The following is a 16742-nucleotide window of genomic DNA, read 5'->3' as shown; positions in this document are numbered from 1 at the left end:
CCATGTGCTTAGCAATTCCATGTAAAGTTATAGAAATCATTGAAGAGAATGGAGTTAAGTTTGCCATTGCTGAGTATAAAGGAGTTAGGCAAAAGGCTAATCTCTCACTGTTAGAGAATGTTAAAGTTGGAGACTACATCTTAATACATGCTGGCTATGCCATTGAAGTACTTCCTGAAAAAGAGGCTAAGGAAAGCTTAGAGCTTTGGGAAGAGCTGTTAAAGAAAAGTGGAGTTCTATGAAGTTGGTTAAGATTGGAGGTTCTTTATTATATAGGGCTAAGCCCTTACTGAAGGCTTTAAAAGAATGTGGAGAAAAAATTATTATTGTGCCAGGTGGAGGAGAGTTTGCCAATGTTGTAAGGAAGGTTGATAAAACCTACAATTTAGATCCTTCAGTTTCACATAAGTTAGCTATTGAGTGCATGGACTTAGTTGGAGAAATCTATGGAGAAGTTGGGAATATAAAGACTTACAAAACCCTTTTTGACATAAAGAGGGAGATAGATAAAGTTGGAGTAGCTATCTTACTACCAAGCACTCTTTTACTCTCAACAGACTTAGCTGAGCACTCCTGGAATGTTACTTCAGACTCTCTAAGTTTATATGTAGGAAGGCTTTTAAATTTAAAGGAAATTATTATTGTGACTGATGTAGATGGGATTTATAGGGAAGGGAAACTATTAAATATCATTAATGCTAATGAGATAGAAGGTTTGACTTCAGTAGATATGGCTTTTCCATCTCTTTTACAAAAATTTAATATGACTGCTTATGTTGTTAATGGTTTATATCCTGAGAGAGTTGTTAAGCTAATCAAGGGGGAAAACACAATCTGCACAAAAATAGTTAGTAGGTGAGATCTTGGCTAAATATATCTGTATAAGCTGTAATGCTGAAATTGCTCCAAGGGAGAGAGCTACAAGATTTCTATGTCCAAAGTGTGGAGAGTATGAAATAGTTAGATGTGAAAAGTGTAGAAAGTTAGGAAACAGATACAAGTGTCCAAAGTGTGGGTTTGAAGGACCATAAAAAAGAGAAGAGGGGAAAGAAATGGCAAGTGTCTTAGTTAAATTAAAAATTATGCCAACAAGTCCAGAGGTTAACAAGGAAGAGTTAAAAGAGAAGGTTAAAAAGGTTTTAGAAGAGCAGGATGTTAAAGTTAGAGGATTATTTGATGAACCCTTAGCCTTTGGTTTATACACTGTCTATGCTGTCATTGAGATGGAGGAGAGAGAGGGAGGAACTGAGCCAATTGAGCAAGCTTTATCTAAAATAGATGATGTAGAGAGTGTTGAAACAGTTGAAGTTTCATTAGCATAAAAAAGGTGGAGAAACATGGGGAAGTTGAAGTATAAGGTTAAGGTAGATGATGAAAAAGTTGCTAAGGCCATGGGAAGAAATTTACCAATCTCAAGGAAACATGCAAGAGAGATCTGTAAAGAGTTAAGTGGAAAGCCATTAGATAAAGCCATACAGTTCTTAAAAGATGTTATAGAGATGAAAAGACCAGTTCTATTTAGAAGACACTGTAAGAAAGTTGGACATAGGAAGGGTAAGTTAGGATGGCCTGCTGGAAGATATCCTGTTAAGGCTGCAAGCTATATTTTAAAAGTCTTAGAGAATGCTAAGGCCAATGCTGAATACAAGGGGTTAGATGTCAATAAATTAAAGATCTTACATATCTCAGCAAACAAGGGAATAACTTTAAAGAGATACATGCCAAGAGCCTTTGGAAGGGCTACTCCAAAGTTCTATGAAACAGTCCATATTCAAGTTATTTTAAAAGAGGTGGATGAGCAATGATAGAGAGGATCTTTATAAAAGAGAATGTCAAAAAAGTTTTAATTGATGAGTTCTTTAAAAAGGAGTTATTTAAAGCTGGTTATAGCCACTGTGAGATAAAGAAAACACCTATAGGGACTAAGGTAACAATCTATGCTGAAAGGCCAGGATTTGTTATAGGTAGAAGAGGAAGTAGAATAAAGGAACTAACTGAAATCTTAGCTAAAGAGTTTAAGTTAGATAGACCTCAAATAGATGTTAAGCCTGTTGAGAATCCAGACTTAGATGCTCAGGTTGTTGCTGAGAAGATAGCAAGAGCCTTAGAAAGAGGAATGCACTTCAGAAGAGTTGGACACACAGCAGTAAGAAGAGTTATGAATGCTGGAGCTAAAGGAGTTGTTGTTATCATCTCTGGAAAGCTAACAGGGGAAAGAGCAAGAACTGAGAAGTTTATGGCTGGATACATGAAACACTGTGGAGAGCCTGCTGAGGATCTTGTAGATAAGGGAAGAGCTATAGCCTTAACAAAGCCAGGGGTTATAGGAGTTACAGTTAAAATTATGAGACCAGATGTCTTACTACCAGATGAGATAGTTATTAAAGAGAAGGATATGGAAGTTAAGGAAGAGAGTATAGAAGAAGGTGAGGAGTAAATGGCTATCATAAGAAAGAGTGAGCTAAGAAACATGTCAGATGAAGACTTAAAAAAGAAATTAGTGGATTTAAAAAGAGAACTCTTAAAAGAGAGAGCCCATAAAATGACTGCTGGAGTTCCTTTAAATCCTGGAAGGATGAGAGAGATAAGGAGAACAATAGCAAGAATATTAACAATCTTAAATGAAAGAAAGAAAAATTTAAATACCAACCAATAAATTAAATAATAGAAAAACCTAATAAACTGTTGAGGTGTATCATGCCAGAGATCTGCCCAAAATGTGGCTTACCAAAGGAGTTATGTGTTTGTGAGGAAATTGCAAAGGAAGAACAAAAAATTAAAATATATGTCACAAAGAGAAGATTTGGTAAGCTAATGACCATAATTGAGGGCTTTGATAAGAGTGCTATAGACTTAAAAGAGTTGGCTAAGAAACTTAAGGATAAGTGTGCCTGTGGAGGAACAGTTAAGGATAACACTATAGAGCTCCAAGGAGACCAGAGGAAAAAAGTTGTTAAACTCTTAGTTGATATGGGCTTCTCTGAAGATGCTATAGAAGTTAGATAACTTATTTTTTTCTTTTTCTTACCTAAAATGCTAAGGGAGTAGGATGCCCTTTTTAGGGCACACCCTACTCCCAATGAAAAGATGGAACTATGATTACTCCTCACAACATTTTGAGACATGAGCTTATAGGTTTAAAAGTTGAGATAGTATCATCTCCAAACAAGTCTCTTGTTGGAATTAAGGGAAGAGTTGTTGATGAAACAAGAAACATGCTTTTCATAGAAACTGAGAAGAAAGTAGTTAAGATCCCTAAGGCTCTTGCTGTCTTCTTATTCCACCTTGACAACTGTAAGGTTAAGGTTGATGGTAGGCTTTTAATTGGAAGACCTGAAGAGAGGCTTAAAAAGAAGATTAAGCCACTCTACCCTTACTAAAATTTATATATCACTTCCTAAGTTTTTACTAAGAAAAATTTCTAAAAGGTGAAAGAGTTATGAGCAATGCCAAAAACATTGGTGTCCCAGGAGTAAAGGTTCCTGAAGTTGAATGTGATGATAAAAATTGCCCGTTCCATGGAAATCTTCCAGTTAGAGGTCAGAGCTTTGTAGGAGTTGTAGTTAGTGACAAACCAAGTAAAACAGTCATCATAAAGAGAGAGATTATCAAGTACATAAAGAAGTATGAGAGATATGAAAGAAGAACTTCCAAGTTAGCTGCTCATAATCCTCCATGCATACATGCAAGAGCTGGAGATATTGTTAGAGTTATGGAATGTAGGCCAATAAGTAAAACAAAGAGATTTGTAGTTATTGAGAAGTTAGGAAGAATTGATGAGGTAAAAGGAGAAGAATAAAGGTGAAAGAGAATGAAAGCTATAGCTTCAAAACCAGTAAGAGGCTTACCTGTAGGAGCAAGATGTGTCTGTGCAGACAACACTGGAGCTAAAGAGGTTCAAATTATTGCTGTGAAGAACTATAAGGGAGTTTCAAGAAGATTACCAAGTGCTGGAGTAGGAGATATGGTTATTGTCACTGTTAAAAAAGGAACTCCTGAGATGAGGAAACAAGTGCTTCCTGCAATTGTGATAAGGCAAAGAAAGGAGATAAGAAGGCCTGATGGAACAAGGGTTAAGTTCTATGACAATGCTGTTGTCATTGTAACCCCAGATGGAAACCCAAAGGGATCAGATATTAAAGGGCCAGTTGCTAAGGAAGCTGCTGAGAGATGGCCAGGGATTGCAAGAATAGCTAAGATAATAGTATAAGGTGATTTAAAATGAGTTTCACAAACTCTAAGCAACCAAGAAAACAGAGAAAAGCTTTATACAATGCTCCTTTACACCTAAGAAGGAAGGTTATGAGTGCAATGCTCTCAAAGGAGTTGAAGGAGAAGTTAGGAAAAAATGCTATTCCTGTTAGAAAGGGAGATGTTGTTAGAATAATGAGAGGAGACTTTAAAGGCTTAGAAGGAGAGGTTACAAAGGTAGATCTAAAGAGATACAGAATTTATGTAAAAGGAGCTTACAATAGAAAAGCTGATGGAAAAGAGGTTCCATATCCAATACATCCATCAAATGTTATGATCATAAAGCTCTATGATAAGGATGAAAGAAGATTCAAAAATATAAAGAAGGTGGAATAAGATGGGTAGAAAAGGACCAAAAAGACACTTGAAAAGGTTGGCTGCTCCAGTTAGGTGGGAATTGCCAAGAAAAACCCATAAATTTACTGTCAGACCTCTCCCAGGAGCTCACCCAATGAGTGAATCTTTACCACTACTCTTAATAGTTAGGGATGTTCTAAAGTATGCTGACAACAGAAAGGAAGCTAAGAAGATAATAAAGATGGGTAAGATTTTAGTTGATGGAAGAGTTAGAAAGGAAGAGAAGTTACCAGTTGGATTTATGGATGTTGTTTCCTTACCAGAGGCTAATGAGAACTATAGAGTTTTATTTGACAGAAAGGGAAGAGTTAAGTTATATCCAACAGAAAATCCAGATGTTAAGTTATGTAAAATAAAAAACAAGACTGTTGTTAAGGGAGGACATATACAGTTGAACCTACATGATGGAAGAAACATTATAATTAAAGTTTCAGACCCAACCAAGGCAGAGGAAGATGTTTACAAAACTGGAGACACCTTACTAATAAGCATTCCTGACCAAGAGATTAAGGATCATATTCCATTTGAAGTTGGTAAATTAGCCTACATTACTGGAGGAAAACACGTTGGAGAGATAGCTAAGATTGTAGATATTGAAAAAAAGCCATTACATAAAACAGTTGTAACCCTTGAAACTCCAGATGGAGAGAAATTTAAGACAGTTAAAGATTATGTCTTTGTTATTGGGGATGAAAAACCAGTTATTAAATTGTACTAAGGTGAAGAAACATGGACTATGAAGAGTTATGGAATAAAAACCCAATGTTAAGGCCTAAGATTGGTAAGGTTGTTGTAAATTTTGGAATTGGAGAGAGTGGAGATAGGCTAACCAAGGGAGAGAAGGTTATAGAGGAATTGACTGGACAAAAGCCTATAAGGACAAGGGCTAAGCAAACAAACCCAAGCTTTGGAATTAGAAAAAAGTTACCTATTGGTTTAAAGGTTACCTTAAGAGGAAAGAAAGCTGAAGAATTTTTAAAGAAAGCATTTGAAGCTTTCCAAAAGGAAGGGAAGACTTTATATGACTTCTCATTTGATGAATATGGAAACTTCTCATTTGGTATTCATGAGCATATAGACTTTCCTGGGCAAAAGTATGATCCAATGATTGGAGTTTATGGGATGGATGTCTGTGTCACCTTAGAGAGACCAGGATTTAGGGTTATGAGAAGGAAAAGATGTAGAAGTAAGGTTCCAAGAAAACACAGATTGACAAGAGAAGAGGCTATTCAATTTATAGAAAAAACCTTTGGAATTAAAGTAGAGAGAGTATTAGAAGAATAAATGAGGTGAGAGGATGGCAAAGAAGCCATACAAAAAGAAATATGGTTATGGAGTTAGACCTTGTGAGAGATGTGGGCATGTTGGATTTGGATTAATAAGAAAGTATGGACTAAACTTATGTAGACAATGCTTTAGAGAGATAGCCCAAAAATTAGGATTTAAAAAACTCCACTAAAAATTTTGAGATTAATTATTTAGGGTGAGAAACATGAGTTTAATGGATCCATTAGCTAATGCTCTAAACCACATATCCAACTGTGAGAGAGTTGGAAAAAAGGTTGTCTATATAAAGCCAGCATCTAAGCTAATTGGAAGGGTCTTAAAGGTTATGCAAGATAATGGATACATAGGGGAATTTGAATATATTGAAGATGGGAGAGGAGGAATTTACAAGGTTGAGTTAATAGGGAAGATAAACAAGTGTGGAGCTATAAAGCCAAGGTTCCCAGTTAAGAAGTTAGGTTATGAGAAATTTGAGAAGAGATACTTACCAGCAAGGGACTTCGGAATATTGATAGTTTCAACCACTGAAGGAGTTATGAGTCATGAAGAGGCTAAAAAGAGAGGCTTAGGAGGTAGGCTATTAGCTTATGTCTTCTAAATTTATAGTGAGGTGAAACACTTATGCCAATTGCAGCATACTTGGAAGAGAGAATAAAGATTCCTGAGAATGTTCAAATAGATATTGTTGGAGAAAATGAAGTTTTAGTTAAGAGTGGAAACAAGGAGTTAAGAAGAAGATTTGAGCATCCAAATGTAAAGATAAAGAAGGAAGATAATGAGATTGTCATCTATTGTCACTACCCAAAAAAGAAGGATAAGGCTATGATTGGAACCATTAGAGCACATATAAATAACATGATCAAGGGAGTTACTGAAGGCTTCACATACAAGTTAAAGATAAGATATGCTCACTTCCCAATGAAGGTTTATGTTAAAGGAGATGAAGTTATCATAGAGAACTTCTTAGGAGAGAAACACCCAAGGAAGGCTAAGATCTTGGAAGGGGTTACTGTTAAAGTTCAGGGAGAAGATGTTATAGTCACTGGAATAGATAAAGAGAAGGTTGGACAAACAGCTGCTAACATAGAGCAGGCTACAAAGATTAAGGATAGAGACCCAAGAGTCTTCCAGGATGGAATTTATATAGTGGAGAAAGCTGGAAAAGCTATTTAAGGTGAGGATTTTATGGACAGACTATTAAGACTAAAATTTAAAATGAAAATGAAAAAGCCTGACTTTATAAGGCAAGAAGCCCATAGGCATAAGAGGTTAGGAGAGAAGTGGAGAAGACCTAAGGGAAGACACAGTAAGATGAGATTAAAGTGGAAGGAAAAGCCTCCAGTTGTTGAGATAGGTTACAGAATGCCTAAGGCTGTTAGATATCTCCACCCATCTGGTTTAGAGGATGTGTTAGTTCACAACGTTAAAGAGTTAGAGAAGTTAGACCCAAAAACACAGGGAGCAAGAATAGCCTCAACAGTTGGGAAGAGGAAGAAAATTGAAATTATAAAGAGAGCAAAAGAGTTGGGAATAAGAATATTAAACATCTCTGAAGAGAAACAGGAAGAGTTGTTAAAGTTGGCTAAGGGTGAGTAAATATGGATGTCTCAGTTCAGAGAAGAATGGCTGCTGAGATATTGAAATGTGGCCTTGACAGAGTTTGGATCGACCCTGAACACTTAGATGAGGTTAAATCTGCTTTAAGTAAGGATGACATAAGAGTTTTAATAAAAAAAGGAATTATTAGAAAATTACAAAAGAAGGGAATAAGTTCAGCAAGAGTTAAGAAGTTGAAAGAGCAGAGAAAGAAGGGAAGAAGAAGAGGACCAGGATCAAGGAGAGGGGCTAAGGGAGCAAGAACTCCACCAAAAGAGAAGTGGATGAACACAATAAGAGCTTTAAGAAAGACATTAAAAGAGTTAAAAGAGAAGAATAAGATAGACAGAAAAACTTATAGAAAACTTTACAGAATGGCAAAAGGAGGAGCATTCAGAAGTAGATCACACTTATACTTATACCTAAAAGAACATGAGCTTTTAAAACAATAAAAAATTTTTAAGGTGAAACACTTATGGCACATGGGCCAACTTACAGGGTTAAGTTCAGAAGAAGAAGAGAGGCTAAGACAGATTACAGAAAGAGGTTAAGATTGTTACTCTCAAGAAAGCCAAGATTGGTGGCAAGGAGAACACTAAACCACTGTATAGCTCAGATTGTAGAATATGATGAGAAGGGAGATAGAACAGTAGTTTCAGCCCACTCAAGAGAGTTAATAAAGCTTGGTTACAAGGGACATACTGGAAACTTATGCTCAGCTTACTTAACTGGCTACCTCTTAGGAAAGAAGGCTTTACAGAAGGGTTACAAAGAGGCTGTTTTAGATATTGGATTACATAGAGCTACTAAAGGAAATGCCTTATTCGCTATACTAAAAGGAGCCTTAGATGCTGGGTTAGAGGTTCCTCATGGAGAAGACATATTACCAAGTGAAGAAAGGATAAGAGGAGAGCATATAAAGGCTTATGCTGAGCTTTTAAAGGAAGAGGATGAAGAAAAATACAGAAGACAGTTCTCAAAGTATTTAGAGAAGGGCTTACCTCCTGAAAAGTTACCTGAACACTTTGAAGAAATAAAGGCTAAGATAGACAGCATGTTCTAAAAGGTGAAACTATGAGGTTCAACATAGAAGAGTGGGAACCAAAAACAGCTGTTGGAAGAATGGTTAAAGAGGGAGAGATAACAGATATAGACTACATCTTAGACAATAACCTTCCAATCTTAGAGCCTGAGATAGTTGATGCCTTACTTCCAGATTTAGAAGAGAAGGTTTTAGACGTTAAGTTAGTTCAGAGAATGCACAAGTCTGGAAGAAGAGCAAGGTTTAGAGCTACAGTGGTTGTTGGTAACAGAAATGGTTATGTTGGGGTTGGAAAAGGGAAGGCTAAAGAGGTTGGTCCAGCAATAAGAAAGGCAATAGCTCAGGCTAAGAAGAATATCATTAGAGTTAGAAGAGGTTGTGGTTCCTGGGAGTGTGGTTGTGGAACACCTCACTCAGTTCCTTATAAGGGTTATGGTAAGTGTGGAAGTACAGCTATCATTTTACTCCCAGCTCCAAGAGGAGTTGGTTTAGTAGCTGGAGATGTAGCTAAGGCTGTGTTAGGCTTAGCTGGAGTTAAGGATGTTTGGACCAAAACCTTTGGAGAAACAAGAACAACCTATAACTTTGCAATGGCAACATTTGAAGCTCTAAGGAGCCTGAACTTTACAAGAACTATGGATAAGCATAAACAGAAATTAGGGATCTTAGAAGGAAGAGTATTTTAAGGTGGAAACATGGCTTATGCTGTTGTAAGAGTTAGGGGAAGAATAGGGGTTAGAGGAGACATTGCTGACACTTTAAAGATGTTAAGATTACACAAAACTAACCACTGTGTTATAGTCCCTGAAACAGAAACATACAAGGGAATGTTACAGAAGGCTAAGGATTATATAACCTGGGGAGAGATAAATAAAGAAACATTGATAAAATTAATTTTAAAGAGAGGAAGGTTAAAGGGGGATAAAAAAGTTACCCCTGAAATTATAAAGGAATTGACTGGAATGACTGTTGAAGAGTTAGCTGAAAAAATAATAAATGGAGAAATTAAATTAAAGGACACTCCTCTAAAGCCTGTCTTTAGATTACATCCTCCAAGAAAGGGTTATGAGAGAGGAGGAATTAAGAAACACTTCAACATTGGAGGAGCTTTAGGATATAGAGGAGAGAAGATTAATGAGTTATTGGAGAGAATGATGTAAAGAGGGGAAAAACATGATAAGAAAGAGAAGAAAAGTTAAAAAGAAGAGAGGTTCCAGAACCTTTGGATGGGGAAGCCATAAGAAAAGAAGAGGAGCTGGAAATAGAGGAGGTAGAGGATTCTCTGGAGGATTTGACCACCATTGGACTTGGGTTATAAAGTATGATCCTGACAGATTTGGGAAGTATGGATTCAGTAGGCACCCAAGCTTAGTTAAAAGTTATGAAACCATAAATGTTGGAGAGCTTGAAGAACTTGTCCTAAAAAACCCTGACAAGTTTGAGAAGGAAGGAGATAAGTATATAGTTGATGTCTTAGAGTTAGGTTATGAAAAAGTATTAGGTAGAGGAAAGGTTACTATCCCTATGGTGGTTAAAGCTATAGAAGTCTCTGAAAAGGCAAGGGAGAAGATTGAGTCAGCAGGTGGAGAGGTTGTTGAACTCTAAGCTCTTTTTAATTATCTTCTTATTTCTCTTTTTTGATGATAATATTGAATTTACAGAAGAAGAGGAGAATTTAAATTTTAATTTTTTAGCCAATATTATTTTACTTTTTTTTAGAGATTTTGATAATTTGCTCTTAAAAGACTTTTCTATTTTGAAATTTTTGTTAAATAACTAAAAAATAAAAAGATTTATTGAGGTGGTATTTTTTGGAAAATTTTATGAGAAAGTTTATTCCTATCTTGGAAAAGATTCCAGAGGTTGAATTACCCTTAAAAGAGCCAAGCTTTAATGAAAAATTGAAATGGACAGCTGTAGTACTAATTTTATATTTCATCATGGGAACCATTGACATCTATACAGCAGGGGCTCAAATTCCTCCAATCTTTCAGTTCTGGCAAACTGTAACAGCATCAAAGATAGGGACTTTAATCACCTTAGGGATTGGTCCCATAGTTACAGCTGGAATTATCATGCAGCTCTTAGTAGGTTCAGGGATCATACAGATGGATCTCTCCATCCCAGAGAATAGAGCTTTATTCCAAGGGTTTCAGAAGCTTTTATCTATTGTTCTTAGCTTTGTTGAAGCTGCCCTCTTCGTAGGAGCTGGAGCATTTGGTCCTCTTCCTTTGGCATTGGCTCTCTTGGTTATTATCCAGATAGCTATAGGATCTATAATCTTAATTTACTTGGATGAAATAGTTTCCAAGTATGGAATAGGATCTGGGATAGGGCTATTTATAGCTGCAGGGGTTTCTCAAACCATATTTGTAGGGGCCTTTGGACCAGAAGGATATTTATGGAGATTTTTAAGCTCTCTACTACAGGGATCACCAAATATTGAATTCATAGCTCCAATCATTGGGACTATTATAGTGTTCCTAATGGTTGTCTATGCTGAGTGTTTAAGAGTTGAAATTCCATTAGCACATGGAAGAATAAAAGGAGCTGTGGCTAAGTATCCAATAAAGTTTATTTATGTCTCTAACATTCCAGTTATCTTAGCAGCTGCACTCTTTGCCAATATACAGCTTTGGGGCTTAGCTCTCTATAGAGCTGGGTTTCCAATCTTAGGAAACTATGTTAATGGAGTTCCAGTTAGTGGAATAGCTTACTATCTCTCTACCCCCTATGGTTTATCAAATGTCTTAGCTGATCCAATACATGCTATAATCTATCTAATAGCTATGATCATAGCCTGTATATTCTTTGGAATCTTCTGGGTTGAAACCACAGGTTTAGATCCAAAAAGTATGGCTAAGAGGATAAGCTCCTTAGGAATGGCTATAAAAGGGTTTAGAAGAAGTGAGAAAGCTATAGAGCAAAGATTAAGAAGATATATTCCAGCCTTAACTATTATGAGTTCAGCATTTGTTGGTTTCTTAGCTGGGATAGCCAACTTCATAGGAGCATTGGGTGGAGGGACAGGGGTTTTATTAACTGTTTCTATTGTATATAGAATGTATGAGCAGTTGATAAGAGATAAGATAGATGAGCTACATCCAATTATATCAAAAATCTTAAAGGGTGAGTAAAAATGTTAGTTGTAGTTGTTGGAGTTCCTGGAGTTGGTTCTACAACAGTAACTAATAAAGCTGTTGAGAAGTTAAGAGAGGAGGGAATAAATTATAAGATAGTGAATTTTGGAACTGTCATGTTGGAGATAGCCAAAGAAGAAGGGTTAGTGGAAAATAGAGACCAGCTAAGAAAGTTACCTCCAGAGAAACAGAAGGAGATTCAAAGATTAGCTGGAAAGAGAATAGCTGAGATGGCTAAGGAAGAGGATATAATAGTTGATACCCACAGTACAATAAAGACACCTAAAGGTTACCTTCCTGGCTTACCAATTTGGGTTTTAGAGGAGTTGAAGCCAGATATTATAGTGTTGGTTGAAGCTGACAGTAATGAAGTATTAATGAGAAGGCTAAAGGATGAGACAAGACAGAGAGATTTTGAAAGCACTGAAGATATAGATGAGCATCTCTTCATGAATAGAGCAGCAGCTATAACCTATGCTGTACTAACAGGAGCTACAGTTAAGATAATTAAAAATAGAGATGATCTCTTAGATAAAGCTGTTGAGGAAATGGTTAAAGTCTTAAAAGGTTGAAAAGAATGTTTGAATCAATTTTAAATTTTATTGATTCCTTAGTATTGCCTATAGTTAAGAACTATCCCCCAGCTATAGGCATCTTAATCTTCTCCCTGGGAGTGTCTTTAATCTCTAACATAGCTACTAAACTACTGGTTGATCAGGAGAGGGTTAGAGAGTTAAAAGAAGAGATAAAGAAGTTTCAGAAAAAGTATAAATTAGCTACAAAAGATCCAGAGGCTTTAAAGAAGTTGCAGGAAGAGCAAGAGAAGATGATGGCTTTAAATGCTGAGCTAATGAGGTTAAGCTTTAAACCTATGATCTACACCTTTGTCCCAATCATCTTAATTTTTATCTATATGAAGCATCTTTATGGCTTTAATGGTTTGTATCATCAACTCTATCCTGACTGGAATGGAGTTGTAGTCTATCTTCCAATAATAATAAGTAAGATTATGCTCCTTGACTTCTGGCATTGGCTTGGCTCTGTCTTTTACCATGGTGGCTTTAAAGTTGTGCCAAATGCCTTAGGATGGTTGGGATGGTATATAATGAGCTCTATGGTTTGCTCAACCATCCTAAGGAAGATCTTGGGGATAAAATAAAACATCTTAGTTTTTAACATAAAAGAAGATACACTTTAAATACTCTAAATTTTTGTTGGCTATGTCTATAGGATGATCTGGAGCTTGTCCTCTATACTCTATTAAAAACATATTTTTCTTAGCCCTAAATGCTGAAGAAAAGACAACTCTCTTAAACATCTCCTTATCAATATGATGAGAGCAAGAGCAAGTAACAAATATTCTTTTAGCCAACTTTATCCCTAAGTAGTTTATGGTTGAATATGCCTTTAAAGCTCTTTTTATATCATCCTCATCCCTTGTAAAGGCTGGTGGATCTAAGATAACAACATCATACTTCTCTCCTCTATCGGCAAGATCTGTTAAAATCTCAAAGGCATTTCCTTCAATAAATTCATATCTATCCTTAGGGATATTATTAATTTCCATATTTTGTTCAGCTACGCTTAGAGCTTTCTTAGACAGATCTATTCCAGTAACGTAAGCTCCTCTTATAGCTGCATGGACAGAGAATCCACCAGTGTAGCAGAAGACATCTAAAACCCTATCTCCTGGCTTAATGAATTTCTCTAATGCTAATCTATTCTCCCTCTGGTCTAAGAAGAAGCCTGTTTTATGACCTTTAACATTGACAATAAACTTAGCCTCCCCTTCTTTAATTATAGTTTCCTTCTTCTCCTTATTTCCAAAAACCCTCTCTTTAATTTTTTCTCCTTTCTTTCCCTTTTTTACATAGATACTTTCTAAGTTTGAGAGATCAAAAAAAGCATTGACAAGATCTTTAAGATATCTCCTCTCTATAAGCTTTGACATAAGTTGCAAGGCTCCAAGCTCATTATATTTATCAAAAATTATATTTGGTAGAGAATCAGCTTCAGCATAGATCCATCTATACACATCTTTATAGTTTAAGACCTCTTCCCTGTAATACTTAGCCCTCTCAATCCTTTTATAAAAAAAGTTATAATCTATCTCTTCTCTTTCAGTTGTTAAAATCTTTATAATTACAGATTTAGGGTTATAGATAGCTTTAGCCACAAACTTACCATTGTAGTATAGCTCTATAATATCTTCATGCTCAGGCAACTCTTCTTTATTCTTTATAACCTTTCTATAAATTATCCTTGAGAAATTCTTAATAGATTGGTAAGCTCTTTTATCTATCTCTATCATCCTTTCCCACTAAGTAAATTCTCTCATCTTTCTTTAAGATTTTAATTTTGTCTCCCTCTTTTACATCTAAGTTAGTGTCAAACTCATAAATTTCATAGCTCCTATCATCCATCACCATCAACTTAGGGATGGTTGAGATTACTGTAGCTGAGCTAAGATCTTCCCTTTTACTAATTAACTTTGTTTCCTTTTCAGCTATGTGCCAAGATACTCCAACCTTCTCCCTCTTCTCATCCAAGGTTTTCATATAAACCTTATTCTCTGTTATGGCTGAAACCACATGATACTTATCTTTATATTCCACTACATCTCCAACCCTATACTCAGGAATCTTTACAGAGACAGTTACTCTATATAACTCATTTCCTTCACTATCTACTCCTACAAGAGTGGCACTCTCTGTTATCTTCCCTCCATACTTCTGCTTTATCCTCTGAGCCACTGATCTCGCTGCTCCAACAGAGCCAAGTTGATAGTCAAGCCCTTCCTTTTGAGGGATAAATTTGGATATAAATGCCATTCTATCCTTCTTCAGCCTTCTATATAGTTCTTCCCTAACAAACTTATCAATCTCTTCCTTTTCTTCCTCAGTTAAGTATCTATTCATAGCCCTTACTTGTAGGGTAGCTTCATAATAATTAGACATGAACCTTGAGCATCTTGGACACTGAACCATCTTTAAATGAACCTCTATATCTCTCTCTTCTTCCCTCTCTTCCTTCTCTCCTGGCAACTTACCCTTAGCAATAATCTTAACTGGAACAATTAACTTACTCCTCTTCCCTCCAGGAAGTTGAGAGATGTAAGGAAGAACTTCTATTTCAACATCTCCCTTAACTTCTAAGTTATCCCTAACTGCCCATCTGACAATTTCCTCAACTATTTCCTCTGGACTCTCTCCCTTAGGAGTTTGCCAAGTCTTCCTCTTGTAAGAGCCACACATGTGGCAAACTTCTATCTCCACTCTATCAGGAATTTCAATTAATGGATTTAGTTGTTTATAGCAAAGAGGGCATAAGCCATCTATCAACTCATCAATAGCTCCACATCTATAACACATACCCTTCATTTTCCAACACCTTAACTATGTGTTTAAAAATCTCTTCCCTATTGTTCTTCTCAAGCCTTATAACTCTACCAAAGTCTTTAAATTTATTAACATAGTGTCTATGTAAAGTAGCTATCAAATCTTTATTAGAGCTTAAAACTTTATCTAAGAACTCTTTAAATTTCTTACTTTTAAATTCCATTGCTCCAATTTCATCAATTAAAATAATGTCTTTATCTTCCCAACTTAGAGATTCAAGAACTTTATCTAAATTTTTTACATAAACTCTATATTTCCCAACCCTTGGATGGCCTTCTCCAACATAGGCTAAGATTTCCTCATTTCCACTGAAGTCTTTTATTTTAAAACCTACTCTTCTCCCTTTTTCTCTAATCTCCTCTGTAATGAATCCTCCAACCTTATACTTATCCTTTAACAGCTCATAAATTCTCTTTATTAGAGTTGTTTTCCCAACTCCTGGCTCTCCAGTTATAAAGACCCTCATCTCTTATACCCAAAGAAATTTATCATTCTAATGAATTCTTCAAAGGCTTTAATTTCATAATCTAAAGCTTCCTTTTTTGTATAAACTCCACTAACCTCTCCATCTAAGGTTAGAGAGCCAACTCTTACTATAATATCTCTATTTAAAATTCTTTTGGCTACTTCATCATGTACAAATGCCTTCTCAGGAATAAAAACTGTTTCTTTCAACTCCTTCTTATTTACTTTCTCTAAATCTTTTGCTGTTATGAGATCAGCTATATCCTTATTCACTTTAACCACATTAATCTCTGTTCCCTCAAAGATTTTCTTTAGATATGGGTAAGAGACATTTCCAGTTATTATAGTTCCTTCTCCTTCTATCTTCTCTCTTAATTTTTCTAATATCTTTTCCTCCTTAGCTATAGCAAAAGGTGTTCCTGTAACAGGGTCATAAAGAGGAGTTCCTGTAACCCTTAAGTTAAACTCTTCATAAGCCTCTTTAACAATTTCCTTAAACTCTTCTAAAGTGTGAACCTTAATTCCTTCAAGTATTGGAGCATTTCCTAATATTAAACCTTGTTCTTCAGTGTTTGCAAATCTCATTAATATTACTCCCTTAGCTCCCCACTCTTCAAGGTCTGAGAGGGTTTTATATAAAACCTCTTGGTCATTCACTCCAGGGATAACTATAATGGCTGTGTGAACCTCACAGTGCTCACAGAAGTATTTTAGACACTCTATAGCTTTCTCTGAATTTTTATCATTCATCCACTCCTCTCTTAACTTAGGATCAGTTGAGAATACTGAGAAAGTAACTTCATCAACTCCACACTCAACCAATCTCTCAGCTATCTTTATATCATTAAACCCCTTCCCTGAAGTGTAGCCAAGATGTATCTTTAAGCCAAAGTCATTTATAGCTTTACACAACTCTACTAAGTTAGGATAGCAGCTAACGTCTCCTCCAGCAGTAATATTAACCTTCTCATATCTTTTAAACATTAGAGAGCTTTGTAGTTGCATTAAAATTAAAGGGATTGGGAGGAAGGGGCCATTTAATTCCCTAACTGAGTATGTACAGTAGTCACAACCTATAGTAAATTGGCAATTTTTACAGCCAAGTGGCTCAACTCTCTTTTTATCCAACTTTCTAAAATAGCAAAATTTACAAAATCCTCTACAGTCTTTTCCAGGCTCTCCCTTTAGATCTAAAAGTAACATAGT

30 protein-coding genes are annotated in these 16742 nt (G+C 35.9%); 26 read left to right on the top strand and 4 right to left on the bottom strand.

Annotated features, from left to right (window positions below; genetic code table 11):
• Positions 1-2: 2 nt before the first annotated feature.
• The 26 genes from METIN_RS03165 (at position 3) to METIN_RS03035 (ending at position 12832) form a co-directional block, all read left to right on the top strand.
• On the top strand, positions 3-242 hold the full coding sequence (locus METIN_RS03165) for a HypC/HybG/HupF family hydrogenase formation chaperone (protein ID WP_013100051.1): 240 nt from the start codon (positions 3-5) through the stop codon (positions 240-242).
• Positions 239-859 carry a [5-(aminomethyl)furan-3-yl]methyl phosphate kinase gene (mfnE, locus tag METIN_RS03160; protein ID WP_013100050.1) on the top strand — a complete coding sequence of 207 codons (621 nt, stop codon included), beginning with the start codon at positions 239-241 and terminating at the stop codon, positions 857-859. The genes METIN_RS03165 and mfnE overlap by 4 nt, the downstream gene beginning before the upstream one ends.
• A 4-nt stretch (positions 860-863) precedes the next feature.
• Positions 864-1031 carry a zinc finger domain-containing protein gene (locus tag METIN_RS03155; protein ID WP_013100049.1) on the top strand — a complete coding sequence of 56 codons (168 nt, stop codon included), beginning with the start codon at positions 864-866 and terminating at the stop codon, positions 1029-1031.
• A gap of 21 nt (positions 1032-1052) precedes the next feature.
• Complete coding sequence (locus tag METIN_RS03150) at positions 1053-1322, top strand: elongation factor 1-beta (RefSeq protein WP_013100048.1); 270 nt, start codon at positions 1053-1055, stop codon at positions 1320-1322.
• Positions 1323-1337: 15 nt separating this feature from the next.
• Positions 1338-1805, top strand: a complete 468-nt coding sequence (rplV, locus tag METIN_RS03145) for a 50S ribosomal protein L22 (protein WP_013100047.1) — start codon at positions 1338-1340, stop codon at positions 1803-1805.
• Positions 1802-2437, top strand: coding sequence for a 30S ribosomal protein S3 (locus METIN_RS03140; RefSeq protein ID WP_013100046.1), 636 nt, complete (start codon positions 1802-1804; stop codon positions 2435-2437). The genes rplV and METIN_RS03140 overlap by 4 nt, the downstream gene beginning before the upstream one ends.
• Positions 2438-2656, top strand: coding sequence for a 50S ribosomal protein L29 (gene rpmC, locus METIN_RS03135; RefSeq protein WP_013100045.1), 219 nt, complete (start codon positions 2438-2440; stop codon positions 2654-2656). It begins immediately after the preceding gene.
• Between the two features lie 41 nt (positions 2657-2697).
• A complete protein-coding gene (gene yciH, locus METIN_RS03130; protein ID WP_013100044.1) occupies positions 2698-3006 on the top strand; it encodes a stress response translation initiation inhibitor YciH in 309 nt (102 codons plus the stop codon).
• 89 nt (positions 3007-3095) lie between these two features.
• Positions 3096-3380: a ribonuclease P protein component 1 gene (rnp1, locus tag METIN_RS03125; protein ID WP_013100043.1), complete on the top strand. Its 285-nt coding sequence runs from the start codon at positions 3096-3098 to the stop codon at positions 3378-3380.
• Positions 3381-3439: 59 nt separating this feature from the next.
• Positions 3440-3799: a 30S ribosomal protein S17 gene (locus METIN_RS03120; protein WP_013100042.1), complete on the top strand. Its 360-nt coding sequence runs from the start codon at positions 3440-3442 to the stop codon at positions 3797-3799.
• A gap of 12 nt (positions 3800-3811) precedes the next feature.
• Complete coding sequence (locus METIN_RS03115; RefSeq protein WP_013100041.1) at positions 3812-4210, top strand: 50S ribosomal protein L14; 399 nt, start codon at positions 3812-3814, stop codon at positions 4208-4210.
• An 11-nt stretch (positions 4211-4221) separates the two neighbouring features.
• Positions 4222-4587, top strand: coding sequence for a 50S ribosomal protein L24 (gene rplX, locus METIN_RS03110; protein ID WP_013100040.1), 366 nt, complete (start codon positions 4222-4224; stop codon positions 4585-4587).
• 1 nt (position 4588) lies between these two features.
• Entirely contained in the window at positions 4589-5326 is a 738-nt protein-coding gene (locus tag METIN_RS03105; protein WP_013100039.1) for a 30S ribosomal protein S4e, read from the top strand.
• Between the two features lie 11 nt (positions 5327-5337).
• Positions 5338-5892, top strand: a complete 555-nt coding sequence (locus METIN_RS03100) for a 50S ribosomal protein L5 (RefSeq protein WP_013100038.1) — start codon at positions 5338-5340, stop codon at positions 5890-5892.
• A gap of 13 nt (positions 5893-5905) precedes the next feature.
• A complete protein-coding gene (locus METIN_RS03095; RefSeq protein ID WP_013100037.1) occupies positions 5906-6067 on the top strand; it encodes a 30S ribosomal protein S14 in 162 nt (53 codons plus the stop codon).
• Positions 6068-6100: 33 nt separating this feature from the next.
• Positions 6101-6493 (top strand): 30S ribosomal protein S8, encoded by a 393-nt coding sequence (locus tag METIN_RS03090; RefSeq protein ID WP_013100036.1) that lies wholly within the window; start codon positions 6101-6103, stop codon positions 6491-6493.
• 23 nt (positions 6494-6516) lie between these two features.
• Complete coding sequence (locus METIN_RS03085) at positions 6517-7068, top strand: 50S ribosomal protein L6 (protein WP_013100035.1); 552 nt, start codon at positions 6517-6519, stop codon at positions 7066-7068.
• Between the two features lie 12 nt (positions 7069-7080).
• Entirely contained in the window at positions 7081-7491 is a 411-nt protein-coding gene (locus tag METIN_RS03080) for a 50S ribosomal protein L32e (RefSeq protein ID WP_013100034.1), read from the top strand.
• A 2-nt stretch (positions 7492-7493) separates the two neighbouring features.
• A complete protein-coding gene (locus METIN_RS03075) occupies positions 7494-7943 on the top strand; it encodes a 50S ribosomal protein L19e (RefSeq protein WP_013100033.1) in 450 nt (149 codons plus the stop codon).
• A 23-nt stretch (positions 7944-7966) separates the two neighbouring features.
• Complete coding sequence (locus METIN_RS03070) at positions 7967-8554, top strand: 50S ribosomal protein L18 (protein ID WP_013100032.1); 588 nt, start codon at positions 7967-7969, stop codon at positions 8552-8554.
• Between the two features lie 11 nt (positions 8555-8565).
• Positions 8566-9219, top strand: coding sequence for a 30S ribosomal protein S5 (rpsE, locus tag METIN_RS03065; protein WP_013100031.1), 654 nt, complete (start codon positions 8566-8568; stop codon positions 9217-9219).
• Positions 9220-9228: 9 nt separating this feature from the next.
• On the top strand, positions 9229-9693 hold the full coding sequence (gene rpmD / locus METIN_RS03060; RefSeq protein WP_013100030.1) for a 50S ribosomal protein L30: 465 nt from the start codon (positions 9229-9231) through the stop codon (positions 9691-9693).
• Positions 9694-9706: 13 nt separating this feature from the next.
• Positions 9707-10138 (top strand): uL15m family ribosomal protein, encoded by a 432-nt coding sequence (locus METIN_RS03055; RefSeq protein ID WP_013100029.1) that lies wholly within the window; start codon positions 9707-9709, stop codon positions 10136-10138.
• A gap of 218 nt (positions 10139-10356) precedes the next feature.
• Positions 10357-11670, top strand: coding sequence for a preprotein translocase subunit SecY (secY, locus tag METIN_RS03045; RefSeq protein WP_013100028.1), 1314 nt, complete (start codon positions 10357-10359; stop codon positions 11668-11670).
• A gap of 2 nt (positions 11671-11672) precedes the next feature.
• A complete protein-coding gene (locus METIN_RS03040) occupies positions 11673-12245 on the top strand; it encodes an adenylate kinase (RefSeq protein ID WP_013100027.1) in 573 nt (190 codons plus the stop codon).
• 5 nt (positions 12246-12250) lie between these two features.
• Positions 12251-12832: an EMC3/TMCO1 family protein gene (locus tag METIN_RS03035; RefSeq protein ID WP_013100026.1), complete on the top strand. Its 582-nt coding sequence runs from the start codon at positions 12251-12253 to the stop codon at positions 12830-12832.
• Positions 12833-12838: 6 nt separating this feature from the next.
• On the opposite strand, the gene METIN_RS03030 is transcribed toward METIN_RS03035, so the two are convergent.
• The 4 genes from METIN_RS03030 to mmp10 are packed head-to-tail and all read right to left on the bottom strand — an operon-like array spanning position 12839 to position 16739.
• Complete coding sequence (locus tag METIN_RS03030; protein WP_013100025.1) at positions 12839-13984, bottom strand: class I SAM-dependent rRNA methyltransferase; 1146 nt, start codon at positions 13982-13984, stop codon at positions 12839-12841.
• Positions 13968-15053, bottom strand: coding sequence for a 60S ribosomal export protein NMD3 (locus METIN_RS03025; protein ID WP_013100024.1), 1086 nt, complete (start codon positions 15051-15053; stop codon positions 13968-13970). The genes METIN_RS03030 and METIN_RS03025 overlap by 17 nt, the downstream gene beginning before the upstream one ends.
• Entirely contained in the window at positions 15034-15537 is a 504-nt protein-coding gene (locus METIN_RS03020; protein WP_013100023.1) for an NTPase, read from the bottom strand. The genes METIN_RS03025 and METIN_RS03020 overlap by 20 nt, the downstream gene beginning before the upstream one ends.
• Positions 15534-16739, bottom strand: a complete 1206-nt coding sequence (gene mmp10, locus METIN_RS03015; protein ID WP_013100022.1) for a methyl coenzyme M reductase-arginine methyltransferase Mmp10 — start codon at positions 16737-16739, stop codon at positions 15534-15536. The genes METIN_RS03020 and mmp10 overlap by 4 nt, the downstream gene beginning before the upstream one ends.
• Positions 16740-16742: the final 3 nt, after the last annotated feature.

Source organism: Methanocaldococcus infernus ME (assembly GCF_000092305.1).
In the GTDB taxonomy this organism is placed as follows: domain Archaea; phylum AGJL01; class Methanococci; order Methanococcales; family Methanocaldococcaceae; genus Methanocaldococcus; species Methanocaldococcus infernus.
This window is presented reverse-complemented; position numbering and strand designations above follow the sequence as displayed.